Origin of the sequence: Paenibacillus sp. FSL R7-0312, assembly GCF_038004445.1 — a bacterium.
Taxonomy (GTDB): Bacteria; Bacillota; Bacilli; order Paenibacillales; family Paenibacillaceae; genus Paenibacillus_AQ.
The window spans coordinates 4645298-4662530 of sequence record NZ_JBBORE010000001.1 but is presented as its reverse complement, the minus strand read 5'-3'; the positions used below and the strand labels follow the sequence as shown (position 1 = coordinate 4662530).

Here is a 17233-nt window from a genome sequence, read left to right as displayed (position 1 = left end):
CAAATGTACAGTGCTGCCACTACATCACGCGCTTAAACAGCTTCTCCAGATCATAGGAAGAAAAGGAGACCACTATCGGCCGTCCATGCGGGCAGGTATAAGGCTGGCGGCAGGCCGCAAGCCGGGAGAGCAGCGATTCCACTTCCAGCTCTGTGAGCTTCTGATTAGCCTTAATCGAGGCTTTGCAGGAGCAGAGGATAGAGGATTTCTCGCGCAGCTTGGCGAGGTCAATCGACCGTTCGCTCAGCACCCACTCCGCCATCTCCTCGATAACCGCCTTCTCGTCACCTTCCGGGAACCAGTACGGCAAGGAACGGACCAGGAAAGTCTGTCCGCCGAAATGCTCAAGAAATACTCCCGCCTGCTGGAACCAGTGCAGCCGTTCGCTGAGCTGCCTGCTCTCCGAAGGCGTGAATTCCAGCGTAATCGGCAGCAGCAGCTCCTGCGATGCATCTTCCGGCTTGCCGAATTTCTCATAGTAGAATTCATAATTCACCCGTTCATGCGCAGCGTGCTGGTCGATCAGATACAGCCCGCTGTCATTCTGGGCGATAATATACGTTCCGTGATGCTGGCCGATATAATTCAGCTCGGGAAATTGCGGGAGTCCCGTGTCTTCGCTTCCGGCAGGAGCAATAGCAGGGGCGTATAACTCCTCTGCGGTTGGCATTTGTCCCCGGTCAGCCGCAGCTGCCTGCGGGCGGTAGCTGTCGCGCGGACGGGATGACGGCTGTGCTGCGGTCCCGTTCCGGTAAGGTGCGGGCGGAATGATACCGCCGCCGTATGCTGCAGCCGTCTCCCTGGTCTGAGACTGCGGCGGCAGAGAATTGCCGCCGCTTGGATAACGCTGCGGAGCCCCGGCAGCGGCCCCACCACCGAACAGCGGACCACTGCTGCCGGTTAGCGGGGCAGCACTGTTCCCGCCAGGGCGTGGCTGGCTGCTGCCTCCCTGCAGAGCATCAGCATCAGCAGGCATCCCTTGGATAGGACCGCGGCCAGCAGAAGCTTCCGCAGGGTTAGCTGGCTCAGCACCTTGCTGCGGAGCTCCCGGAACCGACCCTTTGGAAAAAGCGAACTGCTCCTGAATGAAGGAGCTGCTATTTTTTCCCCCGATAATTTCCTTGGTTGGACGCGGTATCAGACTCTGTCCCATGAGCAGGCTGCGGATCTGCTGCTCCACGAATGCGTACAGCTCGGTCTCCTTGCTGAAACGAACCTCCAGCTTAGCCGGATGCACGTTGACATCGACCAGTGACGGATGCATGTCGAGCTGCAGCACCAGCAGCGGATAACGGTTAATCGGCAGCAGCGTATGATACGCTCGCATGATCGAGGCATTCAGTCCGTTGCTGCGGATATAGCGTCCGCCGACAATTGTCGTAACGGCATTACGGTTCGAACGCGTCCATTCCGGACGGCTGATATAACCGGAGATCTTATAATCCGGATCCTCGGCTGCGACCGGCAGCATCGCCTTGGCAGCGGAGGTGCCATACACGGCGGCAATAACCTGCAGCAGATCGCCGTTGCCCAGCGTATGCAGCAGCTGATTGCCGTTATGCTGCAAGGTGAATGAGATATCCGGATGGGCCAGCGCCATGCGGTACATCGCATCCGAAATATGGCCCAGCTCCGTCTGGATGCTCTTCATATACTTCAGCCGTGCCGGGGTATTATAGAACAATTCCCGTACGGTGAGATCACTTCCCCGGCCGGAAGGCGCATCCTCACTCAGGATCAGCTTCCCGCCCTCAATCTCCAGCAGCCGTCCCTTCCCGTCATCACCGCTGGCAGTCAGCAGGGTCAGCTTCGATACCGCCGCGATACTCGGCAGTGCTTCCCCCCGGAACCCGAGGCTGGTGATCAGGAACAGATCACGGCCGTTGGCGATTTTGCTCGTTGCATGGCGGTAAAAGGCCGTCTCGCAATCCTCCGGCTCTATGCCGGAGCCATTATCCTTGACGCGGATGCTCTGCAGTCCACCCTCTTCCACAGAGACCTCGATACGTGTGCTTCCCGCATCAATCGCGTTCTCCACAAGCTCTTTCACTACAGATGCAGGACGCTCCACTACCTCTCCGGCCGCAATCTGGTTGGCAATATGCTCGTCCAGCACATGAATCTTAGCCATATTCGTTCACCCCGCAATTAATAAATAATGTAGCTGCAAACTCATAGTGTTATCTGAATGGAGCCCGCTAAATCATAATTAGCCCGCTCGCTTGTATACACTTCTCAGGTTTATAGCTCTCTAGCCTTCATCTTCAGCTCATTCAGCAAGCCCATCGCCTGCAGCGGCGTCATATTCATCAGATCAGCGCCTTGCACAGCTGAGATCAGCTCTTTCAAGAGCGGATTTTCTTTGGCTGCCGGTGCTGCGACCCCGCCTTTGCGGTTCTTGCGCGGCTCGTCCTCACCAAAAATCGAAAGCTGCACAACCTCATTGTCCTCTTCCTCCGCAGGGGAAGCAAGTGAAACAGCGGCTTCCAGCTGAGCCGCAGCCATGGAAGCCACAGCCTGCTTCTCCTGAATCACAGATACGGGACGGTCATTATAGCCCGTACCGTAGTTCAGCGGCACGCTGCCCGGCGGAGACGCCTGTTCGATGCTCTGAAGCAAGCCGTACGCGCGGTCGATAATGCCTTCCGGCAGTCCCGCCAGTCTCGCACAGTAAATTCCGTAGCTGCTGTCCGCCGCTCCCGGCACAAGCTTGCGCAGGAAGTTGACCTTGTCCCCGCTCTCCTGAACTGCCATGGAATAGTTGCGGAGTCCGTTTAGACTCTGCTCCAGATGAGCCAGCTCATGAAAATGCGTCGATACCAGCGCCTTACAGGCGATAGTATCATGCACATATTCAATCACCGCCTGGGCGATCGCCATACCTTCACTGGTTGAGGTACCCCGGCCCAGCTCGTCAATGATGATCAGGCTGCGGGCCGTAGCTTTTTCGGTCATGACCTGAATATCAGCCATCTCAACCATGAAGGTACTCTGGCCGCCGATCAGGTCATCCGCTGCTCCGATCCGCGTGAAGATGCGGTCAATCAGCGGAACCTCGGCACTGGATGCCGGCACGAAGCAGCCGATCTGGGCCATGATGCAGATGAGCGCAACCTGGCGCATGTACGTGCTTTTGCCTGCCATATTCGGTCCGGTAATCAGCAGGATATTGCCCTCATCCTTGCTGAGTGTGCTGCCGTTCTCAATAAAAGCGGAATCCTTCAGCACTGCCTCAACCACCGGATGGCGCCCGCCTTCGAGCCGCAGGTCATAGCTGTCGGACAGCTTCGGCTTCACGAAACGGTGCTCGGCACTAACCGCCGCGAGACATTGATACACATCAATCTCGGCCACCTTCTCGGCAAGCGCCTGCAGCCGGGGAACCTGGGCGCTAATCCGCTCGCGCAGCTCGGTAAACAGGCTGTACTCCAGGTCTGTCATTTTGTCCTGGGCCTCCAGGATCAGTGCTTCCTTCTCCTTCAGCTCCGGGGTAACATAACGCTCGGCATTGGCCAGCGTCTGTTTCCGTTCATATCTGCCTTCCGGAAGTGCAGACAGATTGGAGCGGGTAATTTCAATATAATAACCGAAGATTTTGTTATAGCCGATCTTCAGGGATTTGATGCCTGTCGCCTGGCGTTCCTTCGCTTCAAGCTCCGCAATCCAGCGTTTGCCGCTGCTGCTGGCTTCACGAAGCTCGTCCAGCCGCTCATGATATCCGCCGCGGATAATTCCGCCGTCACGTACAGATACCGGAGCATCCTCAACGATGGCCCGCTCGATATCCTCCCGGAGCTCTGCGCACTCATCCATGGATGTGCCGATCTCCCGCAGGGTGGCCGAACCGGATGTCAGGCACATCTCCTTCAGCGCCGGAATCTGCGCCAGCGACAGCTTCAAGGCATTCATGTCCCGGCCGTTGGCACTGCCGAAGGCAATGCGTCCGACGAGCCGCTCCAGATCATAGATTTCTTTCAGTGCTCCGCGCAAATCCTCGCGGACAATAAACTGGTTATACAGATAGTCAACAGCTTCTAGGCGGCGTTCAATCGGTGCGCGCTGCAGCAGCGGCTTGTCGATCCGGCGGCGCAGCAGACGCCCGCCCATCGAGGTTTCGGTGCGGTCGAGGAGCCAGAGCAGCGAGCCTTTTTTGGAGCGCTCCCTTACGGTTTCGGTCAGCTCCAGATTGCGCCGGGTGAACGGATCAAGAATCATATAATTTCCGGGCTCGTAGGGAGAAATCTGGGTGAGCTGCCCAAGTGACCGGCGCTGGGTCTCGCTGAAATAAGAGATCAGCAGTGCCAGACAGCGGCCGCGTTCCTTCTCCAGGCGTACCCAAGCCGCTTCGCCGAACTGGCGGCGGGCAAGTCCTTCCTCCTGCTTGTCCCACGGTGTATAAACTACCGGCTTAGCCAGCAGGGAGGCTTCACTGCGCAGCAGCTCCAGGAGCGCCGCGTCCCCGATAATCTCTGCCGGCTCATAGATGCCGATCTCATCCCGCAGCCATTCGGTGCTGGAGAGTACAGAGGTGACATACAGCTCACCTGTTGTTAAATCGCAGGCAGCCAGTGCCGTCATGCCATCTTCCTCAGTCACACAGACGAGGTAATTGTTGCTTTTGTCCGTTATAATTTTGCCATCCATCACGGTGCCCGGTGTAACTACACGGACGATATCGCGGCGGACCATTCCTTTGGTCACCGCAGGATCATCCAGTTGCTCGCAGATAGCGACCTTGTAGCCTTTCTCAATCAGCCGCTGTATGTACCCCTCAGCAGCATGATGCGGCACTCCGCACATTGGAATCTTTTCGCCGACCCCGCCATCACGGCCTGTTAATGTAATCTCAAGCTCTTTCGAGGCAAGCAAGGCATCCTCAAAGAACATTTCATAGAAATCGCCCAGACGAAAGAAAAGGAAAGCGTCTTTGGCCCCTTCCTTCACTTTTAAATACTGCTGAATCATCGGCGTATAGTTTGCCATCGTCTACCTCCATGCCTACTTCATACTGTTCTCTATTATAGCAGAAACTTCGCTCTCAAAGTTACCCGCAGCCTCTCACGGTCTCCTGCTAAAACCTGGTGCGAACCTATTCTCACGATTGGCAGAAGATGATTTCACGGTAGGCATGGCTTTCCCTTACGCACGCTGTAGGTGTTTTGAACGAAATTATATTTTCAAGAAACCCTATCCTATAATATTATCTATAGTATTAACAGTACACTCTATCTGCTAAAAGGAGGAAGTATTCGTGATACGGAAGCTAAATGAAGCCGACCGCGATCCGCTGATGGCACTGCTTCTCAAAGAACCGGCCTTAAATTTGTTTATGATTGGCGACTTGGAGAATTTCGGGGTTGAACAAGACTTTATGGAATTATGGGGCGAGATGGATGAACCGGATAGCCGGATCAAAGCGGTTATGATGCGTTATTACGGAAGTTATTTGTGTTATGCGGATGGTTCTTTTGACGTGGAGGGTTTCGCGGAGGTGCTAAAAAAAGGCGGGAAGGCGGAAATGCTCTCCGGCTCTTCTGAAGTGGTGAATCAGTTCTGCGAGGTGTTGAGCTTCCGCACAGAGAAGCAGATGTACTTTGCCGAGCTTAAAGAAATGAATGAGCAGCTCCATAAGGCGGCTTGCGCCCCGGGAGAATTTCAACGTGCGACGGTTCTGGATGTAGAAGATATTTGTACCCTTACGGACCGGATTGATGAATTCTCAGACAACTCGGCGGATTCGCGGCAAACCCTGAGTAAAACACTGGAGAGTAAGACCGGACGCACCTATTTCACCAAAAAAGACGGCCGGCTTGTAGTGACAGCATCAACCGCAGCAGAAAACTCCATGTCGGCTATGGTTGTTGCTGTAGCTTCGCATCCTGATTACAGAGGACAAGGTTTGGCTACGCGCCTGGTTGCCCGCTTATGCACCGATATCCTGGAGGAAAGCAAATCGCTGTGCCTCTTCTACAACAACCCGCAAGCCGGACTTATCTATAAGAAGCTCGGATTCCGCGATATCGGCAACTGGTCGATGCTGTACATATAAGCAGATCAAAGAAGGTTGGAGAACACATATAGCGTTCAGAATACCAACCCCTTTATGCATCTCTCAAAAAGACAGCCGCCGTGTTCACGGATTCCCGCACCCTGTGGTACGGAGGAATCGTGACCGGCGGCTGTCTGCCATTTTGCATGCCCTATTGAACCGATTCTCCGGGCCTCGAAGGAGGCGTCCCGGAGACTGACGGGGCGCTGCCGCACCACAAGCCGCGGATATCACGCGACTCGTCCCAGGTCTGCTGCGCGGCTATGGAGCGCAGCAACGGCTCTATGTAGCTGGCGGCGGCTGCGTAGCCGCCCAGTGCGCGAAGCTGCGCCTCCAGGGGAGGCCAGGCTTCGCGGAGCGGTTGCTTGTCGCCGCTGTAGAAGGCGGCATGCAGCTTCTCCCGGTCGAGCGGGCGCAGCGGCAGCTCTTCATAATGGCTCACGATCAGGTGAGCCAGGCAGACCGCGCCTTTGGCGATGACCGGGGACACCAGGAAGCTCGGCAGCGTCCGGTATTCGAAGCCGCCATGCGGCTGCCGCCGGAAATCGCCGAGCACGCCATAGCGGGGACGCCGGGCCGCAGCCCGGACGTCCTCGAGCAGCAGCATGGGCAGCGCGAGATAGTTGTCGAGCGCGCGCAGCAGCGGCGCGCACAGCGTCACGCCGCTGAAGTGCAGGTGGCCGCCGAGGGCCCAGCCCCGCAGCGGCATGCCTCCCGCCCGCCAGCGGAGCGAGCGGTCTGTAATGAGCCGGTCCGCCTCGCGCGCGGCGGACATCAGCTGCGCCAGCAGCGCGCGCGGTTCCCCGCGCGGCGCAGGGCGCAGCTCCGCCACCGGGAACACGCCGCGCGTTCCCGGGGGTCCGGCGTCGCAGCCCGCGGCGCCGTCCATGGGCAGGTACCGCGACGCCGGCACGACGCGGCCCGTGGATTCCCGGAGCAGAATGAACTCCGGGTCCATACCCATAAGCAGCCCGGCACGGCCTGGCTGCTCAAGGGCAAGGGAGCGGGCCAGCTCCCGCGAGGCTGTCCGGTACGGCTCAGGCAGCGGCTTGCCGGGAACCGGCATCAACGGATTGATGCCCGTCACCACATAACGCCGCCCGCCCATGGCCCGCAGTTCCACCTCGCCGCTGTCCAGCCCCAGGCTGTACAACGCCCGGACCGCCGTTACACGGACAACTCCTGCCACCCCGCGCATTTCACTGCCGCCACCACCCGCTCCGCCATAATTGTTCCCGCTATCACCCGCTCCACCACTACCGTTCTCGCCATCCCCGTCATCACCCGCTCCGCTATAACCACCCCGTCCTCTCCCCGGCCCCAAAAAAGCAGCATTCATAGCCGCTCCTGCACCCAGAGGCTGGCACTCCAGCACAGCCAGATTGAAAATACCCACCCGGTAGTGCTGCCTGTAACTAGCGGGGTCTTGTCCATGGGAATATGTATGACTCTCACTTGCATCCTTCCGCCGTGCAGGTCTGCCGATAGCCCCCGGGTCCGCTTCAATCCCGCAGCGCCGGAGTCTGCGCATAATCTGCTCCGGTGCCAGCTGAAGGAATAAGTTAAGCCCTTCGTTCATCCTTATGCCACCGCCCATCAGAAATTCTTCATGCAGCGCCTACAGCTGCACCATCCTAATGACCGGATAGCTCGCCCTTCAGCAGTACGCAGATGAAGCTTTTGGTGCTGAAACCTAACCCCAAAATATTTTAAAAAAAAGAGGGCATTCGCCCTCTACGCCGCTGCCCTCTCATCATATAATGGATCATAACCCACACAGTAACAGAAAGGCAGCGGCGTATTCCTTCCTTACAGCTCATCATCCAGGGCGTCAGGGTCCAGATCATCGTAATCAAAACTCTCGCCGTCAAAATCATAATCCTTGTCTTCCAGATCATCACTCTGATCGCTGACATACACGCGGACCTTGGTCTCAGCCACCAGCTCCGCCTCGAACTCCCGTTCCACCCGGAGCGTCACACTGCCGCCGCCCGGCGATACCCCGGCTTCCACACAATTGGGTTCCTGCGTTGCCTCCGCAGAGACCTGTGCCGTGGAAGCACGGTGTCTCGGGTCCAGATACGACAATGGAATAAGCTCCACATAGGAGACCGTTTCCTTGGCAACCTCGGTCTGCTTGTTTTTGTCGTACGAGTACCAGATGTTCACATCATAAGTACCGATTACTTCGATTCCGTTCCCGGCGGCAACCGCTTCGTACTGGTGGTTAATAATCCAAGCCCCCAGAATACTAGTCGGATGATGTGGCGGAGTCACGGTATGGGTTGCGGTAGAGAACTTACGACCTTTGCCGCAAATTGCCTTCGTAATGATCTCCCTTGTTTGACGTTTATGGCTTAATGACATCTTTGAACCTCCTCCATACAATCATTCACTATCAAGTGTATGCACGTTCTGGGCATTTGTTGATTGTTAGAGTAGAAATAAATTTGGGTAAGCCCTCGTGAGAGTCTAATTAAGCCTCCTGCTTCATTTTATTGCTGAATTTAGCCAGTTATGAGTCCCGCCTCCGAAAAAACAAAAGGTAGCCCTTCCCCAAAATATGGGGAACCGCTACCTTTTTTTCGTATTACGATATTGCACCCTGTGCTTATTGCGGAATTACACGCACAATACCCAATTGCCTGTGACGGCTCAGATCAATGAAATCGTCATCGATATTCACCAGGGGACGCAACGGATCATGGGCCAGAATCATTATGATTTTGCCAATCCGTCCGTCTGTGAGCAGTACCTCATTGCCGATCATCGATTGCATCAGCTTGTTGATGAACACGCTGCAGATATAAGGGTCCAGCTTGCCGTAGACATTATCATCCATCTGCCTGAGCACCTCATACAAAGGGGCGGCCGTGCGGTAGAAGCGGTCTGAGGTCATCGCATGAAAAATATCCGCCACCGCAACAATTTTGCTGAAATCGGTAATCCGGTGCCCCAGCACACCAAAGGGGTAGCCGCTGCCGTCCATCCGTTCATGATGCTGCAGCGCAACAAGCGCCTGCATGTGAGTGGTGCCCACGGTATCCCGGATCATTTCATATCCAAAGGTGGTATGCTTCTTCATTAGCGCATGTTCTTCCACACTCAGCGGGCCGGGTTTGGTGAGAATTTCAGCCGGAATCATAATTTTGCCGATATCATGAAGAGTCGCTGCGATGGTCAGCATGCTTAGCTCTTCCGGCTTCAGCTTCAGCCATTTGCCAAGCAGTGTGGAGATAATACCAACCGCAACATTATGCCTGTATGTATAATCATCCTTAGACTGCAGTGCAGCCAATATTCCATAGAAATCGTTCTTCTCACTTACCTGCTGGATAAAAGGAATGACTTCATTTCGGATCTCAATCATCGGCAGCCTTTTGGTCTTGGTATAGCGGAGCTGATCAAAAATGCTCTCCATCGCTGCTGTGCAGTCATCCACAGCCAGCTGATAGAATGCCGCGTTGTCCACCTGAAACACATCATGCGGCTCTAAGAGGATCTTGTGCTGGGAGATCAGCCGGATATGCTCCCCGCTTAATAAGGTCATCGCCGGCAGAACAAACACACCGCTATGATTAAAAAGATTGGCTGCAAGCTGTTTGCCGATATATTGTTCATTGCTGTTGTTCATGTTCCTCACCTGCCAGTGCAGCCGTCCACCGGAGTGAACCGCTGCTGTAATTGGAAGCTTCGCGGCCTCATGTACAATCTTATCCTGAAATGTGTTTATCTGTCCCGCACAGAAAATGAACATAGCTATAGAGATAAGCTCACTTTAAGTGCTTATATATCTTATCGTTAATTCACACCGTAATGTTAATACCTGAGACATATTTACCTTCCTGCTCAAGCATTTCCCTTTGCGGGCAGCTTGTCCTTCACCGGCCTCGGATCGACCGGACTTTTATAGCGTTTGGCAATTTTGAGATAGAGCGCAAGCTCGCGGCATAACTGCAGAATAGCGGAGCGGATCTCGAAGACCTCACGGGAATCCGGGAGCTCCATCTGCTGAAATTCCTGCTGCAGATCATCCAGCAGCTTCTCGGTCCGGCCTGTATATTCCTCGGCCAGCACATCGCCGCTAAGCTGATCGAACAGCTCCGCAACCATATCACCATGCGGCAGCTGGCGGTATACCTGAGAGAGAAGCTGCATCATATTCTGGATCGATTCCAGCTGCTCCTTGCGCATGTAGAAGTACACATTCCAGGCTTCATCCGGATGGATCACATGATTCTCCATCTCCCTCGAAGCCGCGGTCAGACCCTTCTGCACCGCTTCACCGGCTCCGATCAGTTCCTTCCCGTCCCATACATACGCCGGATCACGCAGGGTTCTGGCAATCTGCCGGAAGATAACCGAGAAATAGCTGTCCACCTCTTTGCGGATCCCGGCAATCATGCCTCCGGTCTGCGGCATATAGATGAAGTTGACGAGTCCGGCCGAACCCAGGCCGATAATCAGCAGCTCAATCTGCTGCAGCAGGATGTGAACGGTAATGTCAGCTTGTCCAAAAACACGGAACACAATAACGGAGCTGGTGACAATCCCCTCTTTGAAGCCGGATTTGACGATAAGCGGGAAGCCAAACAGTACATACAGTCCGAGAACCCAATAATGAAAGCCCAGGGTAAAAAAGAGAATACAACCCAAAAAGAGTCCCACCAGAGAGGCAAAGAAGCGTGCCGTGATCGTGCGGAGACTCCTTTTGCGCGTCGTTTCCACCCCGAGAATAGCCAGCAGTCCCGCGCTTTGCGCATTGGGAATACCTGCGGCGGCTGCCAGCAGAATGGACAGCAGAGTTGCAGCCGCCGTTTTGATAATACGAAATCCCATGTTAATACCTCTCCTACAAAGTTCAGCTTCAATATTCAGGTAAAGATATAGTCATGGTACAAGATTTTGCCGGGAGACACAATATTACATTGTTCTTACCGCTTCGACAATATTAGCTTCTCCACATAAACGACCAGCTGATACATAGCTGTAGCCACCGCGGCGATGATAAGCAGACTGGACATGACCAGGGTGAAATTGAATACCTGAAAGCCATATATAATCAGATATCCCAGCCCTGACTTCGCGACCAGAAACTCACCTACAATGACACCGACCCAAGACATCCCGACATTCACCTTCAGTGTGGAGACTACCGTGGGAAAGGAAGCCGGGAGAATAACCTTGTTGAATTCCTGCACTCTGGTAGCGCCGAATGACCGGACAACCTTAACCAGATTCGGGTCCACACTACAAAAGCTGTTGTACACTACCAGAGTGGTAATAATCACCGTAATGGATAACGTGGTGACCACAATCGCAGTGAAACCGGCGCCGAACATAACAATGAAGATCGGACCCAGCGCAACCTTCGGCATACTGTTGAAGACGACCATATAAGGATCAAGTACGGCAGACAGAAAAGGCGACCACCAGATGATCACAGCCAGCAGCGTCCCTAGCAGGGTTCCGAGAATAAATCCGACTACGGTCTCTCCTACAGTCATCCCCAGATGCGGCCAAAGACTGCCGCTGACCATGTCATCCCAAATTTGCCGGAACACTTTCGTCGGGTAGCTGAAGAGCAGTTCATCGATCCAGCCCAGCCTGGCCCCCGCTTCCCAGAGCACAAAGAACAGGATCAGGATACTGCTTCTTACGATCAGAACCTGAGTCTTGCGGCGCAGCTTCTTCTTCCTGTAGTCCGCATGCTTTTGTTCCAGCCAAAGTGCACGGGAGGCCGCCACTTCTGCGGGCAATTCGCTCTTCACACGCCTTCCCTCCCTGCCAGCTCCATTTCCTTCCACACTTCATGAAAAAGCTCCGCGAATCCGGGCAAGTCCCGCGCATACAGCGGCGGGGTACTGCGGATGGCTTCCGGAACCTGAAAAATCCTGCGGATTCTTCCAGGATTCCGCTGGAGCAGAATGACCCGGCTGCTGACGGCGATCGCCTCAGACAGGTCGTGAGTAACCAGAATGGCCGTTGTTCCCCGGCGCATTAGCGTCTCCGAGACCAGATCCTCCAGCTGCAGCTTAATCTGGTAATCCAGCGCGGAGAACGGTTCATCCAGCAGCAGCAGGCCGGGATCTGTCGCCAGCGTCCGCACCAGAGCGACGCGTTGGCGCATTCCGCCCGAGAGCTGAGCCGGAAAGGCAAGCTCCTTGCCCGCTAGCCCCATATCGGCCAGTAGCTGCAGGGTTTTGCTGCGCGACTCTTCATCCAGCCTTCCGGTCAGCTCCAGGCCAAGCAGTGCATTATCCTGAATGCTCCTCCAGGGAAACAGATAATCCTGCTGCAGCATATAGCCTACTTCAGGAGACGGCCCATCCGCTGAGCGTCCGCTGAGCAAAACTTCGCCACGAGAGGGCCGCAGCAGCCCGGCAATGATCGACAGCAGCGTCGTCTTGCCGCAACCGCTGGGCCCGACGAGGCTGACGAACTCACCCTGGCCCACGCTGAGATTGAAATCCTCGATCGCAAGCGAAGCCTCGCGGTCTCCCAGATAGGCGTGCGTGATTTCCTTCAACTCCACTACTGGAAGCATATCAGCCCTCCTAAAAGTTTTGCGTAAAAATCACATCTTCGATTCTTCTTTGCAGCAAAACTCGCTTCGGAAGCATCCACATCTTACTTAATGCTGCTCTCCGCTTTTTCAGCAAAAGTGTTATCCACAATCTTGCTCGAAGGGACACGTTCCTTCAGCTCACCGGCGTTGTCGATCACATCAAGCAGATTGTTCCATTCTTTATCATCAATAACCGGGTTTACCGCATAGGTGTCCTGTTCTTTATAGCGGCTGATGGCAGAGACGACAATATTCCGGTCCGTTTTATCAAAATAAGGCATAACCGCATCGGCGACTTCTTCCGCGCTATGATTCTTCACCCACAATTGTGCACGCTGGATGGCATTGGTGAATTTCTGCACCGTGTCTTTGTTTTTGCTGATGTAGCTCTCCTTGGACATGAAGACGGTATACGGGAGATAACCGCTCTCTACACCGAATGAAGCGACAACCTGGCCCCTTCCTTCACTCTCGAAGATCGATGCCTGCGGTTCAAACAGCTGTACATAATCCCCTGTCCCGGAAGCAAAGGCGCCGGCAATATTGGCAAAATCAATATTCTGAATCAGTGTCAGATCCCTGGTGGTATCAATCCCCTTGTTCAGGAGGGTAAATGCGCCGGCCATTTGCGGCATGCCGCCTTGCCGTTGGCCCAGGAAGGTTGACCCTTTAACTTTGTCCCATGTGAAAGTACTGTCCGGTGTACGTGCGAATAGGAATGTTCCATCCCGCTGCGTGAGCTGGGCAAAATTGATCACAGGGTCATCCGCTCCCTGCTGATACACATAAATCGAAGTTTCCGAACCGACCAGCGCTACATCTATAGCTCCGGAGAGCAGCGCCGTCATCGTTTTATCCCCGCCCGGTATGGTCTGCAGCTCCACATCCAGCCCTTCATCCTTGAAGAAATTCTGGGACAACGCCACATACTCCGGCGCGTAGAACACGGAGCGGGTAACCTCACCGATCTTCACCTTCACTACAGCCGAATCACCGCCACACCCGGCGAGTACTGCAAAACACATGACAATCATCATGAGCGGCAATGACAGTTTTTTCTTGAGATTCATCTTCATTCTCCTTTCTTCCCGGGTCTTTCGCCCTTGCTCTATGCATATGCGGTTGCCCGCCGAAAGGTTAAAGACCTGTATTGCTATCGTTTGCACAAAAAAACTGCATTCTATAAAGCGATTTGTATATATTTTCGGTCGATTTTCCGGATAGGCATTAATATAATGGTCATATCAGGTAATAAAACAGACTAAATCAAAGCATTAAAGCGATAACTCCAGATTAACTTGGTCAAAACCGATCCTATGACCGTATATATCAATATTCAGGTTGTGCAAACGTTTTACCAATAGTAGAGTTTCCAATAAGATGTAACAATAAAGCGCTTACGAAGTTACATATAATGAAGCGAAATATCCCGAATGCCTGAAAGGAGTTTTAATTCTATGTCTCGTTCTTCATCAGTTATGCCAACAACCCGTTTGGTGCATGCCTTAGCAATCACTGGCCTGGCTGCGGTGCTGCTGGCCGGTTGCAGCAGTACTGCGCGCACAGGCGGAAATCAAGCTGCCGGTGTCTCATCCGCACAACCTTCCTCCCCCGTTCACAGTACAGAACCGGAATCAGGGACAGGAATACAGAACAACGGCGCTGGGCAACCTGCCGCTAATCCGAATGCAGCTGTAGACGAGCAGCTTTCCACCGTATTTTATGAAATCTTCGTCCGCTCCTTCTACGATTCTGACGGGGATGGTATCGGTGATCTGCAGGGGATCACGGAGAAACTGGATTATTTAAATGACGGCGACCCGGGGACCCATGAGGATCTGGGTGTAGGAGGAATATGGCTGATGCCGGTTAACCCCTCGCCCAGCTATCACGGTTATGATGTAACCGATTACCGGAGTATTAATCCGGACTATGGAACGCTCGAAGATATGCAGACACTGATCAAGGAGGCACATAAACGGGGCATCAAGGTAATTATGGATCTGGTGGTGAACCATACGTCCAAGGCTCATCCCTGGTTTGTGGATTCAGCCAGGAATCTAGGCAGCCAATACCGCAGCTGGTATATCTGGGCAGAAGATCAGAACCGCCCGGTCAGTGGAACCAGTGCTGCCGGCAGCGGCAGTCCGTGGCATGCTCTGCGGGGAAGCCATTATATGGGGACTTTCTGGGAGGGAATGCCGGATCTCAACTTCGATAATCCTGAGGTCCGCCGGGAAATGAAGAGCATCGGTACCTACTGGCTGGAACAAGGCGTCGACGGGTTCCGTCTGGATGCTGCAAAGCATATTTATGAGGATCTTCTTTCGGACAAAAGCACTGCGACAACAGCCAAGAATGTAGCCTGGTGGCAGGAATTCCGCACAGCCATGAACGGGGTGAATCCGCAGGCTTATATTGTAGGTGAGGTCTGGGAGAATTCCGCTGTGTCCGTAGGGGCCTATCTAGATCAGGCCTTCAATTCCGGATTTAACTTCGGGCTTGCTGAAACGCTGGTCCATTCGGCTCAAACGGAGAAAGACAGCGGAGCCGCGTTCACGCTGGAACGGACCTACAAGCTGTATTCGCAACTCTCAGGCAGTGCTTTCACAGATGCGATTTTCCTGACCAATCATGATCAGAACAGGGTCATGAGCCAGCTTGAGAATCAGCCAGATCATGCCGCAATGGCGGCAGCCATGCTGCTGACCCTGCCGGGTAATCCATTTATCTATTATGGGGAAGAGATCGGACTGCTGGGTGTGAAGCCGGATGAAGGCATCCGCGAGCCCATGAAATGGACGCCGGACGGACTGGATACAGGTCAGACTTCGTGGGAGCCGGGCAGCAATAACGCTGCGAATCCCGGGGCCGATGTAGAGAGCCAGCAATCGCGCATGGGTTCACTTTTGGTGCGCTACCGTGAGCTTATTCAGCTGCGGGAAGAGGTGCCGGCCCTGCGAGACGGGGACATACGTGATTACCCTTCCGGGAACGGGGGAATTATGGCTTATGAACGGATAACCGCCAGGCAGCAGGTCCTTGTTATTCATAACTTAACGGGATCGGCACAGACGATGCAGCTTCATAGCGGAACTGGAGGCATTATATACGCTGGTATCCTCCGGACAGTTGGAGGCAAGGCTGCACTCGGCAGCGGCGGACTCACACTTCCTGCTTACACAACAGTTATTCTGGAGTAAAAATCGGAGTAGAATGCATGACCCACTCATAAAAGGCGCAGCACAGCTCCGCCTTCGTGAGCGGAGCGGCGATCAGATAGTCCCGCGCGGGCTCGGAGCTCATCCGAAGGAGCCAGCCGCCAGCAGCGTTCTCAAAATATGAAGCCTGCTGAAGGCTCCAGCCGCTGCCAGTTCGGGAGCATAACCGCAGTTCTCCGGTCATTTCCGGGCCTAACATAACCTTGGCCAGTTCAGTTGAACTGGCCAAATCACCTGTCTCCTCCCCCAGGTACTCAGCCAGCATATACAAACCGCAGGACCCTGCTTGTTGTTTAATCTCCTCATACCTGCTTCTGGACAGGAAGAGTGCAGGAACAGACACCATGCGGGTCTCTGCATATTCAAAGCAGTTAAAAAGATAATAACAGGCGCGCTTCATCTCACTTGGCTCCTTCAATTCATAACCGAAGGGGTCTTCTTCCAGTATACCGGTAACAACTATTTTATCTTTATGTATTTGCATGCATACATCCTGCGAAGTTTCGCCTTCCAAATACTTCACCCTGCAAATCCCTACTGTGCCAGAGACTGTCTGCAGGATATCCGCCACCACTTTCCGCTCTGTTTCACCGGGGAACAGAAACTGTGCTAAACAGATTACATCTTGAGTTTTCACATCCATATATCCTTCCCTATTCCCATAAATCTGAAATTTATTGTCAATGAGTGGCTTTCAAAAAACGGTAATACTATAAAACTTGCAATCTTTATGTTATCATAAGCTAATTTTAAGGTAAAATTAAGAAATGCAGGGTAAGATCAATACCATGAAATACTTTTAGCGAGGTGATTTCAAAATGAGAATGCTCATCACATTTCAGAACAAGCTTGTACCAGTATATTTCACAACAGAAAACAAACAGCCTACCCAAAAAGTACTTCGACTGCTTAACAGCACACTGGAGCTCAAAATTCAAAAGGGGAAAAACGCCCTGCAGAAATGTTTGAATTCTCTGATCAGTATCGAAATTAAAGGCTCAGAAGCTATATTGCACAGTTATAGTGAAAATGATTCACTGGCTTTATCCCTCTATTAATAGAGGGATATTTTTTTGCCTGAAAATGTACTTGATGCAGATCCGGTGAAAACCATACAAAAAAGCACACGCCTGCATCCAGGAATGTGCCCTCTCTATATAATGCTCTGTATGATCAGTGAATGCTCTGCCTCAGCCAATCCTGAGTTTCCGTTTCTCTTCTTTCTCAGCCTTTTGAATCCGCAGCTTGAACAACTTCACCAGGTTGCGCCGGGTATGCTCTTCGTGACAGTTGTCCAATTTCTTAATAATAAACCGGTCAATGGACATGTCAATCGCTCCTTTGGAATGGGATCGGAATCCTGTTGTAGAGAGAGGAAATCATTTCCTTGTCTCC

At 53.5% G+C, this 17233-nt stretch carries 14 protein-coding genes; 3 read left to right on the top strand and 11 right to left on the bottom strand.

Features of this window, described 5'->3' with window-relative positions; all coding sequences use genetic code 11:
• Window positions 1–19: 19 nt before the first annotated feature.
• The gene (mutL, locus tag MKX70_RS20460) at window positions 20–2131 is read right to left on the bottom strand and encodes a DNA mismatch repair endonuclease MutL (protein WP_340840621.1); all 2112 of its coding nucleotides are present in this window, start codon (window positions 2129–2131) and stop codon (window positions 20–22) included.
• Between the two features lie 110 nt (window positions 2132–2241).
• A complete protein-coding gene (mutS, locus tag MKX70_RS20455; protein WP_340840620.1) occupies window positions 2242–4983 on the bottom strand; it encodes a DNA mismatch repair protein MutS in 2742 nt (913 codons plus the stop codon).
• A 268-nt stretch (window positions 4984–5251) separates the two neighbouring features.
• Here mutS and MKX70_RS20450 point away from each other — a divergent pair, with 268 nt between their 5' ends.
• Window positions 5252–6049, top strand: a complete 798-nt coding sequence (locus tag MKX70_RS20450; RefSeq protein ID WP_042236927.1) for a GNAT family N-acetyltransferase — start codon at window positions 5252–5254, stop codon at window positions 6047–6049.
• Window positions 6050–6200: 151 nt separating this feature from the next.
• On the opposite strand, the gene MKX70_RS20445 is transcribed toward MKX70_RS20450, so the two are convergent.
• The 7 genes from MKX70_RS20445 to MKX70_RS20415 form a co-directional block, all read right to left on the bottom strand.
• Window positions 6201–7628 (bottom strand): putative amidoligase domain-containing protein, encoded by a 1428-nt coding sequence (locus MKX70_RS20445; protein ID WP_340840619.1) that lies wholly within the window; start codon window positions 7626–7628, stop codon window positions 6201–6203.
• Window positions 7629–7858: 230 nt separating this feature from the next.
• Window positions 7859–8416, bottom strand: coding sequence for an outer spore coat protein CotE (locus MKX70_RS20440; protein ID WP_039310097.1), 558 nt, complete (start codon window positions 8414–8416; stop codon window positions 7859–7861).
• 244 nt (window positions 8417–8660) lie between these two features.
• A complete protein-coding gene (locus MKX70_RS20435; protein ID WP_042242696.1) occupies window positions 8661–9683 on the bottom strand; it encodes an HD-GYP domain-containing protein in 1023 nt (340 codons plus the stop codon).
• A gap of 215 nt (window positions 9684–9898) precedes the next feature.
• Window positions 9899–10888, bottom strand: coding sequence for an aromatic acid exporter family protein (locus MKX70_RS20430; RefSeq protein ID WP_340840618.1), 990 nt, complete (start codon window positions 10886–10888; stop codon window positions 9899–9901).
• A 95-nt stretch (window positions 10889–10983) separates the two neighbouring features.
• A complete protein-coding gene (locus MKX70_RS20425) occupies window positions 10984–11736 on the bottom strand; it encodes an ABC transporter permease (RefSeq protein WP_445323710.1) in 753 nt (250 codons plus the stop codon).
• Window positions 11737–11816: 80 nt separating this feature from the next.
• A complete protein-coding gene (locus MKX70_RS20420) occupies window positions 11817–12596 on the bottom strand; it encodes an ABC transporter ATP-binding protein (protein ID WP_340840614.1) in 780 nt (259 codons plus the stop codon).
• 83 nt (window positions 12597–12679) lie between these two features.
• The gene (locus MKX70_RS20415; protein WP_445323671.1) at window positions 12680–13693 is read right to left on the bottom strand and encodes an ABC transporter substrate-binding protein; all 1014 of its coding nucleotides are present in this window, start codon (window positions 13691–13693) and stop codon (window positions 12680–12682) included.
• Window positions 13694–14074: 381 nt separating this feature from the next.
• Here MKX70_RS20415 and MKX70_RS20410 point away from each other — a divergent pair, with 381 nt between their 5' ends.
• Window positions 14075–15820 carry an alpha-amylase family glycosyl hydrolase gene (locus tag MKX70_RS20410; RefSeq protein WP_340840612.1) on the top strand — a complete coding sequence of 582 codons (1746 nt, stop codon included), beginning with the start codon at window positions 14075–14077 and terminating at the stop codon, window positions 15818–15820.
• Here the strand turns inward: MKX70_RS20410 and MKX70_RS20405 are convergent.
• On the bottom strand, window positions 15807–16475 hold the full coding sequence (locus MKX70_RS20405) for a hypothetical protein (RefSeq protein ID WP_340840611.1): 669 nt from the start codon (window positions 16473–16475) through the stop codon (window positions 15807–15809). The genes MKX70_RS20410 and MKX70_RS20405 overlap by 14 nt on opposite strands.
• 181 nt (window positions 16476–16656) lie before the next feature.
• Between MKX70_RS20405 and MKX70_RS20400 the strand changes: the two genes are divergently transcribed.
• Window positions 16657–16896 carry a hypothetical protein gene (locus tag MKX70_RS20400; RefSeq protein WP_039310083.1) on the top strand — a complete coding sequence of 80 codons (240 nt, stop codon included), beginning with the start codon at window positions 16657–16659 and terminating at the stop codon, window positions 16894–16896.
• 132 nt (window positions 16897–17028) lie between these two features.
• Here MKX70_RS20400 and MKX70_RS20395 read toward each other — a convergent pair whose 3' ends face one another.
• Window positions 17029–17166 carry a hypothetical protein gene (locus tag MKX70_RS20395; protein WP_340785601.1) on the bottom strand — a complete coding sequence of 46 codons (138 nt, stop codon included), beginning with the start codon at window positions 17164–17166 and terminating at the stop codon, window positions 17029–17031.
• Window positions 17167–17233 lie beyond the last annotated feature (67 nt).

Bases quoted from the DNA above. Each gene is read 5' to 3' on its own strand.
- mutL (WP_340840621.1), bottom strand. From the start codon at position 2,131: ATGGCTAAGATTCATGTGCTGGACGAGCATATTGCCAACCAGATTGCG.
- mutS (WP_340840620.1), bottom strand. From the start codon at position 4,983: ATGGCAAACTATACGCCGATGATTCAGCAGTATTTAAAAGTGAAGGAA.
- MKX70_RS20445 (WP_340840619.1), bottom strand. From the start codon at position 7,628: ATGAACGAAGGGCTTAACTTATTCCTTCAGCTGGCACCGGAGCAGATT.
- MKX70_RS20440 (WP_039310097.1), bottom strand. From the start codon at position 8,416: ATGTCATTAAGCCATAAACGTCAAACAAGGGAGATCATTACGAAGGCA.
- MKX70_RS20435 (WP_042242696.1), bottom strand. From the start codon at position 9,683: ATGAACAACAGCAATGAACAATATATCGGCAAACAGCTTGCAGCCAAT.
- MKX70_RS20430 (WP_340840618.1), bottom strand. From the start codon at position 10,888: ATGGGATTTCGTATTATCAAAACGGCGGCTGCAACTCTGCTGTCCATT.
- MKX70_RS20420 (WP_340840614.1), bottom strand. From the start codon at position 12,596: ATGCTTCCAGTAGTGGAGTTGAAGGAAATCACGCACGCCTATCTGGGA.
- MKX70_RS20415 (WP_445323671.1), bottom strand. From the start codon at position 13,693: ATGAAGATGAATCTCAAGAAAAAACTGTCATTGCCGCTCATGATGATT.
- MKX70_RS20410 (WP_340840612.1), top strand. From the start codon at position 14,075: ATGTCTCGTTCTTCATCAGTTATGCCAACAACCCGTTTGGTGCATGCC.
- MKX70_RS20400 (WP_039310083.1), top strand. From the start codon at position 16,657: ATGAGAATGCTCATCACATTTCAGAACAAGCTTGTACCAGTATATTTC.
- MKX70_RS20395 (WP_340785601.1), bottom strand. From the start codon at position 17,166: ATGTCCATTGACCGGTTTATTATTAAGAAATTGGACAACTGTCACGAA.